This is a genomic window from Microbacterium sp., from assembly GCF_041641055.1.
Taxonomy (GTDB): Bacteria; Actinomycetota; Actinomycetes; order Actinomycetales; family Microbacteriaceae; genus Microbacterium.
This window is the reverse complement of the sequence record NZ_JBEPZB010000006.1, coordinates 1-17595: the sequence shown is the minus strand read 5'-3', so window position 1 is coordinate 17595 and position 17595 is coordinate 1. Positions and strand designations below refer to the sequence as shown.

Genomic DNA, 17595 nt, shown 5'->3' with positions numbered 1-17595 from the left:
GCTGGAGGGATGCCGTCTCCCTTCGATCAGTCCACGTATCAGGTGCGCCTCGAGTGGGGCGTCGCGGGACTGCAGCGCCTGAGGCCCGCGGATGTCGTGGTGGTCGTCGACGTGCTGCGATTCTCGTCGAGCGTCGCGGATGCCGTGGCGTCGGGAGTCTCGGTGCTGCTCGAGGACGCGGTGGACTGGTCGCGCAACGGCGCGGCCGTCGCTGCCGCGGCTCAGGCGCAGGACTCGGTCGTGCTGGTCGGGAGTCTGCGCAATGCGTCGGCGGTGGCCCGTGCCGTGACCAGGCTGCAGGAGCGCAACGGGTCGCGCACCTCGGTCGCGGTGATCGCGGCCGGTGAGGCCGATGGAGCCGGGATGCTCCGGTTCGCCGTCGAGGACCAGCTCGGAGCGGGAGCGATCATCGCCGCCCTCACCGACTTGGGCATCGACCACACGGCGCCGGATGCCGCTGTAGCCGCCGAGGGATTCCGTGCACTGCGACGCGCGCTGCGTCACCTCATCGGAGCGAGCGGCTCCGCGCGCGAGCTCGCCGACGGCGTCGCCGCGACCGAGCGGATGCTCTCGTCCGGCGTCACCCCGACGACGACCGCGCAGGCCGCCGAGGTCGACGCGCTCGATGTGGTGCCGGTGCTGACCGAGGGAGCATTCGTCGCATTCGCATGACCGGCGCGCGCTCTCGCAACAGGCCGGGCGCCCGGCGCGTGATCCGGTGCGAGGCACGTAGGGTCGTGACATGAGGTACGTCCCCGCTCTCATCCTCGACGCCCTGTTCGTGCTCGTGTTCGCCGTCATCGGGCGCGCCTCGCACGAGGAGGACCCCGGCGGATTCCTGATCACCGCGTGGCCCTTCATCGTCGCGCTGCTGCTCGGTCACCTGATCGCCGCGCTGCTGCCGGCCCGGCCTCGCCGCCCCTGGTCGCTGGGCTGGGGTGCCGTCGTGTGGGTGGTGACGGTCGTCGGAGGGATGCTGCTGCGGATCGTCTCGGGGGAGACCGCCCAGATCGCCTTCATCATCGTCGCGACCCTGGCGCTGGGGGTCTTCCTCGTCGGCTGGCGAGCGGTGGCCGCGCTGCTGCGCCGGCGGGCTGCGCGCAGCCGTGACGACCGCGGGCCGGTGGAGCGGGCTGCGACCGCGGAGTCGGCTGTCGGTGCGGATCTTGATGCGGGTGCTAGTGCGGGTGCGGGTGCGGGTGCGGATGCTCCAGACCCGCGTGCTCCGATCGCAGGTGAGCCCGACCCGGCCGTCCCTGCGCCGGAGCGGGATGCCGACGACGCCCCGGACTCCGAGGGCCCGACGCGCTGACGCGATGCGTCGGCCCCCACCGTGTTGCGGGGTCGATACGGCATCCGAATCGGGGTGTCGGGGTGTGCGAGAGCAGCCGCGCCTCAGTTCGCGGCTCGCGACAGCCCGCTGATCAGCGGGACATCTGCGCGGCGAGCTTGGTGTCGGCCGTGATCTCGCGTCGGGTCCAGGCGAACAGGTACCGAGCGTCGTAGGAGCGTGAGCAGCGGGCGCACGACGTGGCGCGCCCGGGTCGGCGGTGGCGGTAGGTGACGTGACCGACCGGGCATTCGCCCACCCACGGGGCGAGCTCGACCGCGGTCTCGCCGTGGTGGGTCGTGCCGCCGACGTAGCCGAGGTCTCTCGCCACGCGCTTCCAAGCGGGGCCATGGGCTGCTTCGTGTCCGGCGAGCGCATGCGCGACCTCGTGCAGGAGCACCTGGTGAATCTCGTCGTCCTCGAATCGAGCCGCCAGATACCGCGACACCGTGATGCGCTTGCGGGTGTAGTCGCACTGCCCGGCTCGCCGCTTCGCGTTGTCGAATCCGAACGACCAGCTGTCGTCGAGGTGCAGCGTGATCAGTGCTTCGCCCCAGACGCGCACCCGGTCAAGTTCCGCCATGCGATCAGGCTAAGCCATACCGCCGACATCGCGGTGCAGAGGCGCGTCAGCCGGCGACGAGCTGCGACGTCCGGCGGCGCTCCGCCGCCTCGATCGCGAGCAGCACGGTCTCGAGCTCGCGGTCCTGCGCTCCCGCCTCGCGGCGCAGGAACAGCGACTGCTTGAAGCTCTCGCGAGCCGTCTCATAGTCACCGGCCTCGTACGCGTTGCGGCCGTGGTGGTGGTGGGCGAACGCGGCGATGGATGCCCAGCGCTGTCCTTCCGCCTCCGAGGCGCAGGTGGCGAGCTCCTGCTCCGCCGCGGCGTGCGCTCCACGGTGCTGGAGGATCGTGGCGTGCAGCACGCGGGCGCGGAGCACGTCCTTTCGGGTGCCCGCCATGCGCGACTGGCGGACCGCCTCGTCCGCCAGGGGGAGTGCCTCGTCCAGTCGATCCAGGACCTTGAGGAGCCAGACGCGTTCGAGCAGCGCAGGAAGGCTCCGCTGACCCTCGATCTCCGCGAGTCGTGCCGCACATTCATCGAGATCGACCAGCTCGCGCAGCGTCTCCTGGTCGTACCCTCGGATGAAACTCATTGCTCTCCTTCCGCACCGGTCCCCACTCCAGTGTGCCTCGGCTCGGCGTGAGGCGAGGGGCGGCACGCCCCTGGCGCTCGCATCCGATGTCGACGAGATGTCGGAGAGCCGGATCGGCGGGGGCGGGGCGATCAGCGCAGGAACAGCGAGGCGTCAGGGCGCGGCGAGGCGACCGCATCCGCATCCGTCACGACCCGCGCACCCTGCACGAATGCCGTGACCTCTGCGCCCTGGGCGATCTTCGCCGGGTGGGGACCCGCCGCCAGCATCCGCGGCAGCCATTCGGTCGGAAGCGGCGCGGTCGATGCGGCGATCACGAGGTTTCCGAAGCGTCGGCCTTTGAGCACCTGGGTGTCGGCGAGGACGCCGATCTCGGGCAGCACCTCGGCGATCGTCGCGACCTGTCGGCGCGCGAACGCGAGTCCGGGGCCGTCGGCCACGTTGACCAGCAGCACGCCGCCGGGGGAGAGGAGCTCCTCGAGCTCCCGGTAGAACTCGAGGCTGGTGAGGTGCGCGGGGGTCTGAGCGCCGGAGTACACGTCGGAGACCACGAGATCGCAGGCACCCACGATGGCCGGCGGCAGTCGGCGCACGCCCTCCCGTGCGTCCCCGATGCGCAGTCTGATGGCCGCTCCGCGCGGGAGCGGCAGATGCTCGCGGACGAGGGCTGCCAGGGGAGCCTCCAGCTCCACAACCTGCTGCCGGGAGCCCGGTCGCGTCGCCTCGATGTACCGGGGGATCGTGAGGGCGCCCGCCCCCAGATGGACGGCTGTGAGAGGGCCGGCGGGCAGCTGGTCGATCACGGCGCCCATGCGCACGATGTACTCGAAGTGCAGGTGGGTGGGATCGTCGAGGTCGACGTGCGACTGAGGCGTGTCATCGACGATGAGCTCGAAGCCGCTCGTGAAGTCCGACGGCACGATGCGCGCGATGCCGCCGTGGTCGAGCCGGGCCTGCGGATGCTCGGTGTCTCGTGCTCGCGTCCTGCCCATGCTCCGAGACTACGCGCTCATTCCGCCTGGTTCCCGACCGAGCAGGTCTCCTGCTCGACGCTCTGGCCCGAGATCTCCGGCGGCAGCGTCGCACGCGCCTGCGGTGCATCGGTCGGGTCCGCGGTCGGCGGCGCGGAGGACGGCGGCGGCGTCGCGAGCTCCACGCTCCGGTGCGTCGCCACGTCGCCGGACAGGGCGATCGGCTTCCCGGCGGTGAGCGCCGCCCACAGGGGAGCGGCGGCGTCGTAGTCCGGCACCACCTTGTCGCTGTCGTCCGGGTCCTCGACGTTCGGGTACTGCACGAACACGAAGTCCGAGAACTCCACGTCCTTGAGGGCCAGCGCGAGCTGGCTGAGGGTGAGGGCGTTGCTGAGCGACTCGCTGGGCACGATGTTGTCGGCCACGGTGTTCATCAGCCGCAGCACCTTTCCGGGGTCCGTCAGCGTCTCCGCGCTCAGCACCTTCCTGGCCAGCCGCGACATGTACTGCTGCTGATTCGAGATGCGCGCCAGATCGCTCTCGTCACCGACTCCATGCCTCGTGCGGATGAACGCGAGGGCGCTGGCGCCGGAGACCGTGTGGGTGCCGACCGGCAGATCGATGCCGGCGAGGGTGTCGTGGATGCCGTCGCCGGCGACGCACACCTCGACTCCGCCGATCGCATCGGTGATCGCGATCACACCGTCGAAGCTGATCTTGGCCGCGAACTCGATCGGCAGTCCGCTGAGGTCGCTCACCGTCTTCGCGATGCACGACACTCCCGCGTGGTCGAAGAGCGAGTTGATCGGAGCCTTCTCCATCGCGGATGCCGTCGACCCGTCGGCCCTGGCGCACTCCGGGACCTCGACGCCCAGGTCGCGCGGGAAGGAGACGACCGTGACATTGCGCGGCGCGGCGGAGACGTGGACGAGGAGGTTCACGTCATTGCGGCTGCCCTCGTCGCTCTTCTCGCAGCGTTCGCCGAGCAGCTTCGTCGACACGGCCCCGCACTCGTCGGTGCCGACGATGAGGACGTTGAACGCCTTGTCGCTCGGATACGCGCCGAGGGAAGGCGGTGCCACTTCGGCGTCGTCCTCGAGGGCGACGGCGCCGTCTCCGACGCGGTTCAGCACGTCGATGACGATGAAGCTCGCCACCGCGACGGATGAGACGATGAGTACGCCGAGAGCCACTCCGAGGAGTCGGAGGAACGTGGACATCGCGGTCGGCGTCGGCAGGTCGGCATGGCGCGCGACCGTGGCGCGATTCGCGTCGTCGAGGGCCCCTGACATGCGCAGAGCCTACCCGTGAGCTGCGATGTTACGGCCGCATGACGTTTCTGAGAATAACTTGCAGGGAATTAGTTAGTGATGAATACTTTTTCCTACGTGGTAGGCACCCGATGCCGCCAGGACGTTCAAAGAGGAGATCCCTGATGCACAAGCGCATTCTTCCGGTCGTGGCGCTCGGCGCCGTGGCCACCCTGGGCCTGGCGGCCTGTGCCGGCGGTGGCGGCGACAACGGCGGAGCCGTCGACGGAGAGGGCCAGGAGCTCACCGTCTGGATCATGAAGGGCACGAACCCCGACGCGACCGCGTTCTACGACGAGGTGTCCGCGGCCTTCGAAGAGGAGACCGGTGCGACGGTCAAGATCGAGGAGATCCAGTGGGCGGATGCTCACGATCGCTTCGTGACCTCGATCGCCGGCGGCACCACGCCCGACATCGCCGAGACCGGCACCACCTGGACCGCCGAGTTCGCCGACGCCGGCGCGCTCGAGGAGCTCGACGAGTACGTCGACGCCGAGAAGGGCCTGCGCAAGGACCTCGTCGAGGGTCTCGCGGAAGCCGGCACCTACGACGACAGCCTCTACGGCATGCCGTGGTACGCCGGTGTCCGTTCGATCGTCTACCGCACCGACGTGTTCGAGGAGCTCGGACTCGAGGCGCCGAAGACGTGGGACGACATCGTCACCGCGGGTGAGGCCATCAAGGCCGCCAAGCCCGACATGCTGCCCTTCCCCGTCGCCGGTGACGCCGAGTTCCAGGTCTACCCCTGGGTCTGGGGCGCGGGCGGCGAGGTCGCGACGCTCGACGGCAAGACCTGGACGAGCGAGCTCGACAGCGACGAGTCGCAGGCCGGCATCGAGTTCTACACCGGACTCGCCACCGAGCACGGCTTCTCCTCCGCAGGCGCGACCACCTGGAAGGAGACCGACCTCCGTGACGCGTTCACCCAGGGCAACGTCGCCATGATGCTGTCGGGCTCCTGGACCCCGAAGGCGCTCATCGAGGCGAACCCCGACCTCGAGGGCAAGATCGGCGCTGCCGTGATCCCGGGCGAGGACGGCGGCATCGCGCCCTCCGTGCTCGGCGGATCGCACCTCTCGGTCTTCAACACGACCAAGAACGCCGACCTCGCGTGGGAGTTCGTCAAGCTCATGACCACGGGCGAGTTCGCCGAGAAGTGGGCGGACGAGACCGGCTACTTCCCCGGCGTCCAGTCCGCGATGGAGGAGGCGCTCGCCTCGACCGACCCGCTCGTCGCTCCGTTCGCGCAGCAGATGGTGGAAGGCGGCGCCTCGGTGCCGGTCACCCCGAACTTCGGAGCCGTGCAGGCGAAGAAGACCACCAACTCGATGATCCAGGCCATCCTCAGCGGGCAGAAGGACGTCGCCGCCGCGACGAAGGATGCCGCCGCCGAGATGACCGAGCTGCTCAACAAGTAAGGCTGCATCCCTTCATGTCGATGGTGCACGCGCCGCTGCCGGCCACGAAGACGGAGTCCACCTCCGCCTCCGTGGCCGGCGGCCGGCCGCCCAAGCGGGGTCTCTCGCTGATCACGGCCCGCCCCTGGCTCCTTCTCGCCCCCGGTCTGGCCATCCTCGCGGTGCTCATGCTGTGGCCGCTGATCCAGGTGGTCATCTACTCGCTGCAGGACTACGGTCTGCGCGAGATCAACACCGGCGAGAGCAACTGGATCGGCGTCGACAACTACGTCGAGGCGCTCACCGACCCGACGCTGTGGACGGTCGTGCTCCCGAACACGGTGGGCTTCGCCGCCGTCGCCGTGTTCGTCACCGTCGCCGTGGGCACGCTCGTCGCGCTGCTGCTGGCGAAGCTCGGCACCGTGTGGCGCACCATCGTCTCCAGCTGCATCATGGTGGCCTGGGCGATGCCCGCCGTCACCGGGACCTACGTCTGGACCTTCATCTTCGATGCCGACCGCGGCATCTTCAACACGGTCCTGCAGGACCTCGGCCTGATGGACGACCCGGTGAACTGGTTCACCAATCAGTGGTCGTTCTATGCGATCGTGCTGCTGAACGTCGTGCACCACGGCTTCCCGTTCGTCGCGATCACGGTGCTCGCCGGTCTCCTCGGGGTCTCGAAGGAGATGCTCGAGGCGGCCGCCCTCGACGGCGCGAACGCCTGGATGCGGTTCTGGAAGATCATCTTCCCGACCCTCAAGCCGGTCTTCTCGGTGGTCATCATCCTGTCGACGATCTGGGACTTCAAGGTCTTCGCGCAGGTCTACCTGATGCCCGGTGGAGGCGGCGGCAACCGCTCGGTGCTGAACCTCGGCGTCTGGTCGTACGTCGAATCCTTCGGCCAGAACCGCTACGGCTTCGGCGCCGCGCTCGCCGTGCTGCTCACCCTCGTGCTGATCGGCATCACGATCGTGTACATCCGCTCCCTCATGAAGGAGGACGAGCTGTGAACCCGCGCCCGTCTGTCATGTCGCGCGTCGGGACCGGCATCGCGATCGCCGCCGTCCTGATCTTCACGCTGTTCCCCGTGTACTGGATGGTCTCCAGCGCGCTCGATGCGAAGGCCTCCAGCGGCGGGCAGTCGCTGCTGCCGCAGGAGTTCACGTTCGACAACTTCGCCTTCGTGCTGACCGACGGCGGATTCGGCACGTACCTGCGCAACTCCGCGATCGTGGCGGTCGTCACCGTCCTGGTCAGCGCCCTGGTCTGCCTGCTCGCCGCGGTGGCCGTGGCGCGATTCCGCTTCAAATTCCGCACCACGATCCTGATGATGATCCTCGTGGTGCAGATGGTGCCGTTGGAGGCACTCGTCATCCCGCTGTTCCTGCAGGTCAAGAGCCTCGGTCTGCTCAACAGCATCCTCGGACTGATGGTCGTGTACGTCGCCCTCTCGCTCGCCTTCGGGATCTGGATGCTGCGCGGATTCGTCGCAGCCGTCCCGGTCGAGCTCGAGGAGGCCGCGTACATCGACGGCGCCAGCTGGTGGCGGATGTTCCGCTCGATCCTCCTGCCGCTCGTGATGCCCGGTCTCGTCGCGACGAGCATCTTCAGCTTCATCACGGCGTGGAACGAGTTCATCTTCGCCATGACGATCCTCGGCAGCGCCACCGATCAGTACACGGTGTCGATCGGTCTGAAGTCGTTCTTCGGGCTGCACTCGAACGACTGGGGCAGCATCATGGCGGCCTCCACGATCATCACGATCCCGGTCATGGTGTTCTTCGTGATCGTGCAGCGTCGGCTCTCCGCCGGCATGGTCGCGGGTGCGGTGAAGGGATGAGCGACGACCTCGCCCGTCTCGCCAACGGAGTGCTCTGGCCGGGCTTCTTCGGCACCGAGCCGCCCGCGTGGCTGCTCGACGAACTGGGCGACGGCCTGGCCGGTGTCGTCTACTTCGGGCAGAACATCGGAGACGGCCTCGCCGAGATGAGCGCGCGGATCCGAGAGGCGAATCCGGATGCCCTGATCGGCGTCGACGAGGAGGGCGGCAGCGTCACCCGCCTGGAGTCCGCCACAGGATCCACACTCCCGGGCGCCGCGCAGCTCGGCACGCTCGACGACGTCGACGCCACCAGGATGACGGGGGCCGAGCTCGCTCGCCGCGTGGCCGAGGTCGGCGCGAACGTCGTGCTCGGGCCGGTCGCCGATGTCAACACCGACCCGCGCAATCCCGTGATCGGAGTGCGCTCGTTCGGCAGCGACGAGGCCCTCGTCTCCCGCCATGTGCGGGCGGCCGTGGCCGGCATCCAGAGCGGCCCGGCGGCGGCCTGTGTCAAGCACTTCCCCGGCCACGGTGACACGCACGTCGACTCGCACCATGCTCTCCCGGAGATCTCTCTCGACCTCGACGAGTTCGAGCGCGTGCATCTCGCACCGTTCCGCGCGGCGATCGCTGCGGGAGTCGATGCGATCATGACCGCCCACATCGTCGTCCCGGCGTGGGGAGCCGCACCCGCGACGCTGAATCCTCGGGTGCTCGGGATGCTGCGCGACTGGGGCTTCGACGGAGTGATCATCTCCGACGCCCTCGACATGGCGGCGATCAGGGAGACCGTCGGGATCGGTCGTGGGGCAGCCCTCGCGCTCGCCGCCGGCACGGATCTGCTGTGCATCGGCAACCCGACGAATCCGGGCGAGGCCGCGCTGGCGGATCAGGACAGGCGCGACTACCTCGACGCCCGCGACGGCATCGTCGCGGCACTGCTCGACGGCTCGCTGAGCCGTGCTCGGGTCGAGCAGGCCGCGCGGCGGGTCGCGGCTCTGTCCCAACTGCTCCGCACGAGGGCGACCGCAGAGTCGCCGGTCGCGGACTACGACGCGCGCGAGATCGTCGACCGCGCGATCACGGGGGCGACGGCGGATGAGGCGGCGCTCGCCGTCGTCGATGCCCGTCGTCGCTCGACTCTCGCGGTCGACAGCGCGGGCGCCTACGTCGCCGAGGCCCTGGCCGAGGACGGCCACCGCGTGCGCCTCGACGTCGCCAGGGCGTCGCTCGACGAGCAGGACGCCGCTCTCGACGCGGCCGTGGCCGCCGACGGATTGACGGTGATCCTGCTGGACCGACCGGACGCGGACGAAGCCCAGCGCGCGCTCGTCGAACGGGCAGCCGTGCGCGACCCCGAAGCGGTCGTCGTGAACGTCGGTCTGCCGGCTCGCCGCGAGCTTCCGCTGCCCGTCGTCGAGGTGGGCGCGGCCAGCAGAATCGGCGCTCAGGCGGCCAGATCGCGCCTGCTGAAGGGGTCGCCGCGCCGCGCCGATCTTCCGCCGGACGGTGCAGGACAGCCCGACTGAGGCAGGATGACACCGTGGACGCCGATGTTCTCGCGCTGGTGCGCCGATCCGTTCCCCGACTGAGTGCTGCCGAAGCACGGGTCGCGGAGACGATACTCGGTGACCCCACGCTCGTCGTCGACCTGGCCATCAACGACCTCGCCCAGCTGTGCCACACCTCGCTGTCGACCGTCGCCCGCTTCGCGCAGTCCCTGGGTTTCAGCGGCTATCGGGAACTGAGGGTGGCTGTCGCCCGCACCGTCACGCTCGCGCAGGCGCAGCAGGCCCGGTTCGGGCTGGACACCACCGAGATCGACCCGGATGACGAGCCGGCTGCGATCGCCGCCAAACTCGCCTCGCAGGAGATCGACGCGATCGAGAAGACGGCGCGGGGGCTGGATGCGGATGCGCTGGACCGCGTCGCTCGGGCAGTCGTCGCCGCGCGGCATGTCGACCTCTTCGGTCAGGCCGCGTCCTCGCTCACCGCGCAGGACCTGCAGCAGAAGCTCGCGCGCATCGGCTGCTCGGTCGCGCACTCGGCCGATCCTCACCTGGCGCTCACGACGGCATCGCTGCGCAATCAGGATGACGTGGTGATCGCGTTCTCCCACGGCGGCGAGACCCAGGAGGTCGTCCGAGCCGTGGAGGTCGCGAGGGACGCGGGAGCGCTGTCGGTGGCCATCACCAGCGCGCCGGACTCGACTCTCGCGCTGGCCGCCGACATCGTGCTGCTCACCTACGCGCAGGAGTCCCCGTTCCGGATGGCGGCGATGTCGAGCCGCATCGCACAGCTGGCACTGGTCGACATCCTGTTCGTGCGGGTGGTGCAGCACCGCGGTGAACCCGTGGTCATCCCGCTGCAGCTCACGCACGACGCCGCGGTGACACGACGCCGTCGCTGACCTGATCGGAGCGACCGGCTGCTCGCGGGCGGTCGTCAGTCGACGTGATCCCTCGTGCTGATGAGAGCCCTGGTGGCGATCCGGTGCGCCCTCGCAAGGCTCCCGGTGAGGGAGAGGCCGGTCAGCACGCCGGCGAGGAATCCAGCGGCGAACGCGTCTCCCGCGCCGATCGACTCGACGACGGGGACATCGAGCGAGCGGCTGTCCGTGCGCTCGGCGCCGTCGAACGCGACGGCGCCGTCCGGGCTCGTGGCGAGCAGGTACCGGGGCTCGGGGAACAGCGCGCGCAGCCGCTCGGGTTCGGCGGTGCCGAACACGGCGTCGGCGTCCGGACGCGTGCAGAAGACGATGTCCGCACGACGCGCGAAGTCGGCGATCACGGCGCGTCCCTCGTCCTCGCGGCCGCGCCACAGCGCGGGCCGCCAGTTCACGTCGAAGCTCAGCAGCCGCCCGTCGCGGGGCCGGTCGAACACGGCATCCTGCGCGGCCCGCGCGGACTCCGAGAGCGCGAGGGTGATGCCGGTCGTGTGCACGAGCGCGGCCTCGGCCAGCAGAGCGGATGCCGGGGGAGCGGCGAGCATGGCCGGCGACATCCGAGCCGCCGCCGATCCCGCACGGTAGTAGTGCATCGTGCCGTCGATCGACCCGTCAGGACGCGGTGACAGCTCCTTCACGTAGAGACCGGTGGGGGAGTCGGCGTCGATCTCCACCGCCGAGTCGTCGACGTCGTGCCGGCGCAGCTCGGAGGTGAGGAATCGCCCCAAGCCGTCATCGCCGACGCGGGACACGACGGCCGCGCGGATGCCGGCGGATGCGAGGGCGATAGCGGTGTTCCACTCCGCTCCGGCGAGCGAGCGATGGAAGGTTCTGGCGTCTTCGAGAGGGGCGGCGGTCGCGGGGACGAAGGAGACCAGGCCCTCGCCCAGGCAGACGGCGAGTGGGGACGTGTCGGGCACGTTCTGGACACTACCGGATCGCCGTCGACGCAGAATATCCGATACCGGAATGCAACCTGGAGGTGTTTTGCATCGGTCTGCCCACTGGGTAGCGTCGAGGAATCACCGTTTCCGGAGTCGACGACGCCTCCGGAACGCGCACTGCAGCGCTCGACAGGAAGGTCACACAATGCACCACACAGTCATGCGTCGGCGAGGACTCATCGCCGTCACCGGAGCAGCGCTCGCCGCGCTGGTCCTCTCGGGATGCGTCGCCAGCGAGCGCGGCGACGGCGGCTCCGAGGGCTCTGGGGATGTGGACGGCACGTTCGTGTTCGCCGCATCCTCCGACCCCGCCAGCCTCGACCCGGCATTCGCCCAGGACGGCGAGAGCTTCCGCGTCTCCCGTCAGATCTTCGAGGGCCTCGTCGGCACGAAGCCCGGCACCGCTGACCCCGCGCCCCTCCTGGCCGAGAAGTGGGAGTCGTCGGAGGACGGCATGAGCCACACCTTCACGCTGAAGGAGGACGTCACCTTCCACGACGGCACGCCGTTCAACGCCGAAGCCGTGTGCGCGAACTTCGACCGCTGGTTCAACTGGACCGGTCTCGCCGCCTCCGAGGCATTCGGCTATTACTACAACAAGCTCTTCAAGGGCTACGCCGCGAACGCCGCCGACGCGGTCTACAAGTCCTGCACGCCCGACGGCGACTACTCCGTCACCATCGACCTGAACAAGCCGTTCGCCGGTTTCGTCGCGTCGCTGTCGCTGCCGTCCTTCTCGATGCAGAGCCCGTCGGCGCTGCAGGAGTTCGGCGCAGACGACGTCAGCGGCTCGGCCGAGGCGCCCGTGCTGTCCGAGTACGCGATGGGTCACCCGGTCGGCACCGGCCCCTACCAGTTCGACGAGTGGGCGCCGGGCGAGCAGGTCACGCTCAAGGCCTACGACGACTACTGGGGCGAGGCAGGGCAGATCGACGAGATCATCTTCCGCACGATCGACGACCCCACCGCACGCCGCCAGGCACTCGAGTCCGGCTCGATCGACGGGTACGACCTCGTCGGACCGGCCGACACGAAGGCTCTCGAGGACGACGGCTTCACGATGGTGTCGCGTCCTCCGTTCACGATCCTGTACCTGGCGTTCAACCAGGCCCTTCCCGAGCTGCAGGACCCCAAGGTCCGCGAGGCGCTCTCGTACGCGGTCGACAAGGATGCGCTGATCAGCCAGGTCCTGCCCGAGGGCACCGAGAAGGCGACCCAGTTCGTCCCCGAGGTCGTCAACGGCTACAACCCGGACGTCACCACGTACGACTACGACCCCGAGAAGGCCAAGGAGCTCCTCGCCGAGGCGGGCTACGACGAGTCCAACCCGCTGAAGCTGACCTTCAACTACCCGGTCAACGTCTCGCGTCCGTACATGCCGGACCCCGAGCAGATCTTCACGGTCCTCTCGTCGCAGCTGTCCGAGGTCGGCGTCGAGACCACCCCGGTCTCGGAGGAGTGGGTCGAGTACCTCGACCGCACCACCGGCACGTCCGACCACGGCATCCACCTCCTGGGCTGGACCGGCGACTACAACGACACCGACAACTTCGTCGGCGTGTTCTTCGGCCAGAAGAGCTCGGAGTGGGGCTTCGACAACCCCGAGCTGTTCCAGGCGCTGACCGAGGCGCGCGGTGTCTCGAACCTCGAGGACCAGACGGCCCTCTACGAGGACATCAACGAGATGGTCGCGGAGTTCATCCCCGGTGTGCCGCTCGCGCACCCCGCGCCCACCCTGGCATTCGACTCGCGTGTCGAGAGCTACCCCGCCAGCCCGGTGAACGACGAGGTCTTCACGGACATCGTCCTCACCAAGTAGGTCTGACCGACTGAGATGCCCACCCGGGTCTCCGCGCTCGCCGCGGAGGCCCGGGACCGGCGTACGTTCTGACAACGGAGACCTCTTGCTGCGCACCATCGGCAGGCGACTGCTTTTCCTCATCCCCACTCTGATCGGCCTCAGCATCCTGCTGTTCGCCTGGGTCAGGGCCCTCCCCGGCGGCCCGGCGGTCGCGCTTCTCGGTGAGAAGGCGACGCCCGAGGCCATCGCGAGGGTCAACGAGCTCTACGGCTTCAACAAGCCGCTCATCGAGCAGTACTTCATCTGGGTCGGCCGACTCCTGCAGGGCGACTTCGGGACGTCCATCCAGACGAACCGGCCCGTCGTGGAGGAGTTCCTCCGGCGCTTCCCTGCGACCATCGAACTGAGCGTCGTCGCGCTCATCTTCGCGGTCGGCGTCGGCATCCCGCTCGGGTACTGGGCGGCCAGGCGGCACGGGAAGTTCACCGACCACGCGTCCGTGGTCCTGAGCCTCGTGGGCATCACCATCCCGGTGTTCTTCCTGGCGTTCATCCTCAAGTACGTGTTCGCGGTGCAGCTCGGCTGGCTGCCGTCGGACGGCAGGCAGAACCCTCGAATAGACGCCACCCATCCGACGGGTTTCTATGTCTGGGACGGCATCATCACCGGCGAGTTCGACGCCTCCTGGGATGCCCTCATGCACCTGGTCCTCCCGGCGCTCGCGCTCGGCACCATCCCGCTCGCGATCATCGTCCGCATCACGAGGGCGAGCGTGCTCGAGGTGCAGAACGCGGACTACGTGCGCACGGGAAGGGCGAAGGGCGTCGGCTCGTCGACGTTGCGCAGCCGCTTCATCCTCCGCAACGCGATGCTGCCGGTGATCACGACGATCGGTCTGCAGACCGGGCTCCTGATCTCGGGAGCCGTGCTCACGGAGACCGTGTTCGCGTTCCCCGGCATCGGATCGTTCCTCGCGAGAGCGATCTTCACACGGGACTTCCCCGTGCTGCAGGGATTCATCATCTTCATCGCGATCGCCTACGCGCTGATCAACCTGGCGGTCGACGTGTCCTACAGCTTCATCGATCCGAGAGTGCGGGTGCAGTGATGTCCCGTCTCGTTCTCCGAAAGAGGGTGGCGTCATGACCATCTCGCTCCCACCCGCGCAGGGACCGTCCGCGGCGAGCGGCTCGGTCGTCGACACTGTCGCCGTCAATCAGGCGGGCCTCAAGGAGGGGCCCGGCGGATTCTGGCGCGACGTGTTCCGCCGCCTCCGCCGCAACCCGACAGCCTGGATCGGCGCCGGCATCGTGCTGGTGTTCGTCCTCGTCTCGGTGCTCGCGCCGCTGCTCGCCCCGTACCCCGAGACGGCGTTGCCCGGCGCGAAGTACATCACGCCGACGCACATCCCGGGCCCGGGGGAGCTCCCGGCGTTCCCCCTCGGGCTCGACCGCTTCGGCGGCGATGTGCTCTCCAAGCTCATCTGGGGTGCGCAGGCGTCGCTGCTGATCGGCGTGATCTCGACCGCGCTCGGTCTGGTCGGCGGCATGATCCTCGGACTCCTCGCGGGCACCTTCGGCGGGTGGGTCGACACGCTCATCATGCGCGTCGTCGACATCATCCTGTCGGTGCCGAACCTTCTGCTGGCGGTCTCGATCGCCGCGATCCTCGGTCAGACCCCGTTCGCCGTGATGATCGCGATCGGCGCCTCGCAGGTGCCGATCTTCGCCCGGCTCCTGCGCGCGTCCATGCTGCAGCAGCGATCGAGCGACTACGTGCTCTCCGCCCAGACGCTGGGGCTCGGTCGCGGGCAGATCACCATGTCGCACGTGCTTCCCAACGCGATCGGACCTGTCATCGTGCAGGGGACGCTGACGCTGGCCACCGCCGTCATCGACGCGGCCGCCCTGTCGTTCCTCGGCCTCGGCGGAGGACGCCCGGAGACCGCGGAATGGGGTCGCATGCTGACCTACGCGCAGGCGGAGCTCGCCATCGCACCGTGGCTGGCGTTCCTGCCCGGTATCTGCATCGCGGTCACCGCGCTCGGCTTCACCCTGTTCGGTGAGGCGCTGCGCGAGGCCATGGACCCGAGGACGAGAGCACGATGAACGCTGCGAGAGAGAATCAGACGACGGACGCCCCGCTGCTGTCCGTCGAAGGGCTGGCGGTCGACTTCGCCACGATGGACGGCGTCGTGCACGCCGTCGAGGGAGTCGACCTCGAGATCGCACCGGGGCAGACCGTGGCGATCGTGGGGGAGTCGGGCTCGGGCAAGTCGACGACCGCGATGGCGATCATCGGCCTGCTGGCCGGTGGTGGGCGGGTGGCAGGCGGCAGCATCCGCCTCGACGGCAAGGACATCACCCGCGCTCCCGAGAGCGAGCTGCGGATGATCCGCGGGCGGGACATCGGTCTCGTCCCTCAGGATCCGATGTCGAACCTGAACCCGGTCGCCAAGATCGGCACCCAGGTGGCGGAGACTCTGCTCGCGCACGGTCTCGCGACGAGGCAGAACGTGCAGGAGAAGGCGGTCGAGGCGCTCACCGCCGCGGGCCTCCCCGACCCCGAGCGTCGCGCGAAGCAGTATCCGCACGAGTTCTCGGGCGGGATGCGGCAGCGCGCGCTGATCGCGATCGGCCTCGCCTGCAAGCCGCGCCTGCTGATCGCCGACGAGCCCACGAGCGCTCTCGACGTCACGGTGCAGCAAACCATCCTCGATCAGATCGCCGAGATGACGCGGGAGCTCGGCACCGCCGTGCTCCTCATCACCCACGACCTGGGGCTGGCCGCGGAGCGGGCGGAGCGCGTCATCGTGATGCATCGGGGCAAGGTCGTCGAGCAGGGGCCTGCGAAGCAGATCCTCGAGGACCCGCAGCATCCGTACACGCAGTCGCTCGTGCAGGCGGCGCCGTCGGTGGCCGTCGCTCGGCTGCGGCCGGAGGCGTTCCGCACCGAGGAGCGCGCGAGCGCGCCGGACGCGGAGCAGGATGCGGCGGTGGATGCGGCGGCCATGCCGGAGTCCGCGGACAACATCGTCGAGATCGAGCACCTCACCAAGGTCTACCCGGTCAGAGGGCAGAAGGAGGACTTCGTCGCCGTCGACGACGTGTCGCTCGCGATCCCGCGGGGCGAGACGGTCGCGATCGTGGGCGAGTCGGGGTCGGGCAAGACCACGACCGCACGGATGCTGCTGAAGATCATCGAGCCGACGAGCGGTCTCATCCGTTACGAGGGCAAGGACGTCGCCTCGCTGAGTCGAGCGGAGACGCGCGACTTCCGGCAGAAGGTGCAGCCGATCTTCCAGGACCCGTACTCGAGCCTGAACCCGATGTTCACGATCGAGCGCCTGATCTCCGAGCCCCTGGACTTCTACAAGCGGGGGAGCGGTTCCGATCGGCGCAAGCGCGTCCGGCAGCTGCTCGACGACGTGGCGCTGCCGCAGTCGATGCTGCGGCGCTATCCGTCGGAGCTGTCGGGAGGTCAGCGTCAGCGCGTCGCGATCGCCCGCGCGCTCGCGCTCTCGCCCGAACTGATCGTGTGCGACGAGCCGGTGTCCGCGCTCGACGTGCTCGTACAGGACCAGATCCTCACGCTGCTCGGCGACCTGCAGACCGAGTACGGGCTCAGCTACCTGTTCATCTCGCATGACCTGGCCGTCGTGCGACTGATCAGCGACTACGTGTGCGTGATGAAGGACGGATCCCTGGTCGAGGCGGCCTCCTCGGAGGAGATCTTCACCAACCCCCGCGATCCGTACACCAGGCGGCTGCTGGCGTCGATCCCCGGCAACGAGCTCAACATCGCCTCCTGAGCTGCGAAGTCGACGCGTCCACGACCTTCTTCGGGTGCCATTACCGCAGCATCCGAAGAAGGTCAAGGATCGAGCTTGCCATGTCGCAAGATCCTGCGTATAGTTGGTAGTTGCGCTCGCTTCTCCCTGCCCTCATATGGTGGTCGGCAGCTCGTTGAGCATTCGGGCGCACACTCCACCTGACGACAAAGGAATCGAGAAGCCCTGCGGGGCTCACGGAGGTTATTCCCTTGGCTGCTGCTCGCAACGCATCCACATCCACCACCACCAAGAACGGACGCGGAGCATCCCGTCTTTCGTTCGCCAAGATCTCCGACACGCTGACGGTCCCTGACCTTCTCGCTCTGCAGACGGAATCCTTCGGATGGCTCGTCGGCAACGACGCCTGGAAGGCTCGAGTCGCAGAGGCCAAGAAGGCCGGCCGCACCGACGTGAACGAGAACAGCGGTCTCGGCGAGATCTTCGAGGAGATCTCTCCGATCGAGGACCTCGGCGAGACGATGCAGCTGTCGTTCACGAACCCGTACCTCGAGCCGGAGAAGTACTCGATCGAGGAGTGCAAGGAGCGTGGCAAGACCTACGCCGCTCCGCTGTACGTCGAGG

Annotated in this window: 16 protein-coding genes and 1 pseudogene; 12 read left to right on the top strand and 5 right to left on the bottom strand. The window is 68.8% G+C overall.

Features of this window, described 5'->3' with window-relative positions:
• The first annotated feature begins 9 nt into the window (after nucleotides 1-9).
• Together ACESK8_RS05480 and ACESK8_RS05475 are read left to right on the top strand one after the other, a co-directional pair.
• Entirely contained in the window at nucleotides 10-672 is a 663-nt protein-coding gene (locus tag ACESK8_RS05480; protein WP_372967647.1) for a 2-phosphosulfolactate phosphatase, read from the top strand.
• A 70-nt stretch (nucleotides 673-742) separates the two neighbouring features.
• Nucleotides 743-1312, top strand: coding sequence for a DUF3054 domain-containing protein (locus tag ACESK8_RS05475; RefSeq protein ID WP_372967646.1), 570 nt, complete (start codon nucleotides 743-745; stop codon nucleotides 1310-1312).
• Nucleotides 1313-1424: 112 nt separating this feature from the next.
• Here the strand turns inward: ACESK8_RS05475 and ACESK8_RS05470 are convergent, their stop codons facing one another.
• From ACESK8_RS05470 to ACESK8_RS05455, 4 genes are all read right to left on the bottom strand, one after another.
• A complete protein-coding gene (locus ACESK8_RS05470) occupies nucleotides 1425-1913 on the bottom strand; it encodes a SprT-like domain-containing protein (protein ID WP_372967645.1) in 489 nt (162 codons plus the stop codon).
• A 46-nt stretch (nucleotides 1914-1959) separates the two neighbouring features.
• Complete coding sequence (locus ACESK8_RS05465; protein WP_372967644.1) at nucleotides 1960-2487, bottom strand: hypothetical protein; 528 nt, start codon at nucleotides 2485-2487, stop codon at nucleotides 1960-1962.
• 131 nt (nucleotides 2488-2618) lie between these two features.
• Entirely contained in the window at nucleotides 2619-3479 is an 861-nt protein-coding gene (locus tag ACESK8_RS05460; RefSeq protein ID WP_372967643.1) for a spermidine synthase, read from the bottom strand.
• 17 nt (nucleotides 3480-3496) lie between these two features.
• Entirely contained in the window at nucleotides 3497-4750 is a 1254-nt protein-coding gene (locus ACESK8_RS05455; RefSeq protein WP_372967642.1) for an LCP family protein, read from the bottom strand.
• A 143-nt stretch (nucleotides 4751-4893) separates the two neighbouring features.
• On the opposite strand from ACESK8_RS05455, the gene ACESK8_RS05450 reads away from it, so the two are divergent.
• Genes ACESK8_RS05450 through ACESK8_RS05430 form a run of 5 tightly spaced genes read left to right on the top strand, consistent with a single transcriptional unit; the run spans nucleotide 4894 to nucleotide 10400 of the window.
• Nucleotides 4894-6186 (top strand): sugar ABC transporter substrate-binding protein, encoded by a 1293-nt coding sequence (locus ACESK8_RS05450; protein ID WP_372967641.1) that lies wholly within the window; start codon nucleotides 4894-4896, stop codon nucleotides 6184-6186.
• Between the two features lie 14 nt (nucleotides 6187-6200).
• Nucleotides 6201-7178: a carbohydrate ABC transporter permease gene (locus tag ACESK8_RS05445; RefSeq protein WP_372967640.1), complete on the top strand. Its 978-nt coding sequence runs from the start codon at nucleotides 6201-6203 to the stop codon at nucleotides 7176-7178.
• Nucleotides 7175-8008, top strand: coding sequence for a carbohydrate ABC transporter permease (locus ACESK8_RS05440; RefSeq protein WP_060928592.1), 834 nt, complete (start codon nucleotides 7175-7177; stop codon nucleotides 8006-8008). Before ACESK8_RS05445 ends, ACESK8_RS05440 begins: the two co-directional genes overlap by 4 nt.
• Nucleotides 8005-9519, top strand: a complete 1515-nt coding sequence (locus tag ACESK8_RS05435; protein ID WP_372967639.1) for a glycoside hydrolase family 3 protein — start codon at nucleotides 8005-8007, stop codon at nucleotides 9517-9519. The genes ACESK8_RS05440 and ACESK8_RS05435 overlap by 4 nt, the downstream gene beginning before the upstream one ends.
• A 14-nt stretch (nucleotides 9520-9533) precedes the next feature.
• Entirely contained in the window at nucleotides 9534-10400 is an 867-nt protein-coding gene (locus ACESK8_RS05430; protein WP_372967638.1) for a MurR/RpiR family transcriptional regulator, read from the top strand.
• Nucleotides 10401-10435: 35 nt separating this feature from the next.
• On the opposite strand, the gene ACESK8_RS05425 is transcribed toward ACESK8_RS05430, so the two are convergent.
• Nucleotides 10436-11356, bottom strand: a complete 921-nt coding sequence (locus tag ACESK8_RS05425; protein WP_372967637.1) for a sugar kinase — start codon at nucleotides 11354-11356, stop codon at nucleotides 10436-10438.
• A gap of 169 nt (nucleotides 11357-11525) precedes the next feature.
• Between ACESK8_RS05425 and ACESK8_RS05420 the strand changes: the two genes are divergently transcribed.
• From ACESK8_RS05420 to ACESK8_RS05400, 5 genes and pseudogenes are all read left to right on the top strand, one after another.
• Nucleotides 11526-13199, top strand: a complete 1674-nt coding sequence (locus ACESK8_RS05420; protein WP_372967636.1) for an ABC transporter substrate-binding protein — start codon at nucleotides 11526-11528, stop codon at nucleotides 13197-13199.
• 85 nt (nucleotides 13200-13284) lie between these two features.
• Nucleotides 13285-14289, top strand: a complete 1005-nt coding sequence (locus tag ACESK8_RS05415; RefSeq protein WP_372967635.1) for an ABC transporter permease — start codon at nucleotides 13285-13287, stop codon at nucleotides 14287-14289.
• Nucleotides 14290-14323: 34 nt separating this feature from the next.
• On the top strand, nucleotides 14324-15289 hold the full coding sequence (locus tag ACESK8_RS05410) for an ABC transporter permease (RefSeq protein ID WP_372967634.1): 966 nt from the start codon (nucleotides 14324-14326) through the stop codon (nucleotides 15287-15289).
• The gene (locus ACESK8_RS05405) at nucleotides 15286-16992 is read left to right on the top strand and encodes an ABC transporter ATP-binding protein (RefSeq protein ID WP_372967633.1); all 1707 of its coding nucleotides are present in this window, start codon (nucleotides 15286-15288) and stop codon (nucleotides 16990-16992) included. Before ACESK8_RS05410 ends, ACESK8_RS05405 begins: the two co-directional genes overlap by 4 nt.
• Before the next feature lie 230 nt (nucleotides 16993-17222).
• Nucleotides 17223-17595, top strand: a pseudogene (locus tag ACESK8_RS05400) (DNA-directed RNA polymerase subunit beta); the annotation flags it as partial.